Genomic DNA, 2,098 nt, shown 5'->3' on the forward strand with positions numbered 1-2,098 from the left:
CGACACCCTGGCGCTCGCCCGCCGCAGGCATCCGGGCGCCAGCAACAGCCTCGACGCGCTCTGCGCCCGCTACGGGATCGACAACTCGCGCCGCACCAAGCACGGCGCGCTCCTCGACGCCGAGATCCTGGCCGAGGTCTATATCGAGCTGATCGGCGGCAAGCAGGCCGATCTCGGCCTGTCGCACCGCGCCGCCGCGCCGGCGCTCCGGCGCGCGAGCGCGGCCGTCGCCCGGGAGGCGCGGCCGCGGATCACGATCTCGCGCCTGACGGATGCCGAGCGCGACGCCCACGCGGCCTTCGTGGCGACGCTCGGCGAGGGCGCGATCTGGCGGGACTACCGGAGCGAGGCGCCGGCGGCGGGCTCGGACGCCGCTTGAGGAAGGCTCGCGCCCCGCTGTCATTCCGGACTCGCGCCTCACCCTCCCCCTCCAGGGCAGGGCTATCGCATATGAGCGATGAGGGAGAAGAGGAAGCGATCGTCCCATCCGGCTCGCTTGGTTTTGGTTTTGATGGAGGCCTTGTCGGGGTGCAGGCGCAGAAGATTGAGCGCGAGCTTGCGCAACAAAGCAAGGTTTTGCGGGGCGTGGTCCTTTCGGCTTCGCGCCGCGTCCTCCTTCAAGCTCACATCCAGAACCCAGTGCAGCTGGTTCTCAATCGTCCAATGAGCGGCTGCGACCTCCAGCATCTCCTGGGCGCGCAGGGGCCGGGAGAGCCCATACCAGCGCACCGTCCTCACCTCAGGGCCGGCGGCGCTCGCCCGCCACGTCTCCACCCGCGCCACCGCGCACAGGCCCGGGAAGTTGATCCCGTGCGCGTCGACCACCACGGCGCTGCGCCGTTCGAAGCGGTCGTGGCCGCCGCTGGGACCGCTCGTGGCCGCCTGAGCCGGATCGACCGCCGCTGTCAGCGCCTGAGCGGCGGACAGAAGGCCGGGCTGGTTGGCCTTCACCGCAAGGGCATAATCGGCCCCGGTGGCCAGGATCGCCTGCGCGGTGTCGGGGCGGCAGTGCAGCGCATCGGCGGTGACGATGCAGCCCTCAAGCCGCAGCAGCGCCAGCGCCTGCTTGGCGCCCAACACCTCGTTGCGCCCCGGTGCCAGGCGCTGGCCGATCACCAGCCGGGCCCTGGCGGCCCAGATGTTGATCAGATGCAGGGGCGTCGCCCGGCGGCCGCGGTCATAGGCGCCGCGCAGCGCCTTGCCGTCGATCGCCACCACCCCCTCGAGCGCGCCCGCAAAGGCGGCCGTGAACTTGGCAAAGGCCGCCTCGAAGGGCTCCGGGGCGAGCAGGCGGAAGATCCGGCTGAAGGTGTCGTGGCTCGGCGGGCCGTGCTGGAGCGCCACCACCTCGCGCAGGCTTGCCAGCTTGGCGCGCGCAAAGGCCGCCATGTCGGTGCAGTCCTCCGCTCCGCACAGCATCGCGGCCAGGGCCACGAACACCACCTCCAGGAAGTCATGGCGCCGGTTGAGCGCGCGCGGATCCTCGACCTCGCCAAAACAGGCCACAAAGCGGTCCATCACCGATCTCCTCGCCGCCGGAGACCCAGGTCTGAAGCCGCTCCCCTCGCCACGCAACACAATCCAGCATATGCGATTGCCCTGCCCTGGAGGGGGAGGGTGGGCGCGGCGCCCCCTACCGCGCGGGGCCGTCGCGCTCGGCGGAGGCGGCCCAGAGGTTGAGGTTGCCCTCGCGGGCGAAGCGGTCGATCTCGGCGAGCTCGTCCGGCGTGAAGGCGGGGCCGGCGAGCGCCCCGACGCCCTCGGCGATCTGCTCGGGGCGGCTCGCGCCGATCAGCGCCGAGGTGACGCGCGGGTCGCGCAGGGCCCAGGCGATCGCCATTTGCGCCAGCGACTGGCCGCGCCGCCGGGCGATGGCGTCGAGGCCGCGGATGCGGGCGAGGTTCTCATCCGACAGGAACGCGCGCCGCAGCGAGCCCTGCTTGCCGGCGCGGGCACCGGCAGGAACACCGTCCAGGTACTTGGCGGTCAGCATCCCTTGCGCGAGCGGCGAGAAGGCGATGCAGCCGACGCCCAGATCACCGAGCGTATCGAGCAGGTCTCCCTCGATCCAGCGGTTGAGCATTGAATAGCTCGGCTG

The 2,098-nt window shown here is 71.7% G+C and carries 3 protein-coding genes; 1 reads left to right on the forward strand and 2 read right to left on the reverse strand.

Going from position 1 to position 2,098, the window contains the following annotated elements:
• A partial coding sequence (locus VLK66_RS01900; RefSeq protein WP_325307416.1) for an exonuclease domain-containing protein occupies nucleotides 1-379 on the forward strand: 379 nt, incomplete at its 5' end.
• A gap of 62 nt (nucleotides 380-441) precedes the next feature.
• On the opposite strand, the gene VLK66_RS01905 is transcribed toward VLK66_RS01900, so the two are convergent.
• Nucleotides 442-1,518, reverse strand: a complete 1,077-nt coding sequence (locus tag VLK66_RS01905) for an ISAs1 family transposase (protein ID WP_325307417.1) — start codon at nucleotides 1,516-1,518, stop codon at nucleotides 442-444.
• A 115-nt stretch (nucleotides 1,519-1,633) separates the two neighbouring features.
• Nucleotides 1,634-2,098, reverse strand: a 465-nt coding sequence (locus tag VLK66_RS01910; RefSeq protein ID WP_325307419.1) for an aldo/keto reductase, incomplete at its 5' end; no start/stop codon positions are given.

The sequence above is a fragment of the Longimicrobium sp. genome, from assembly GCF_035474595.1.
Classification (GTDB): domain Bacteria; phylum Gemmatimonadota; class Gemmatimonadetes; order Longimicrobiales; family Longimicrobiaceae; genus Longimicrobium.

What these genes read in the sequence shown, in the direction of transcription:
- VLK66_RS01905 (WP_325307417.1), bottom strand. Translation starts at nt 1,518, where the DNA reads ATGGACCGCTTTGTGGCCTGTTTTGGCGAGGTCGAGGATCCGCGCGCG.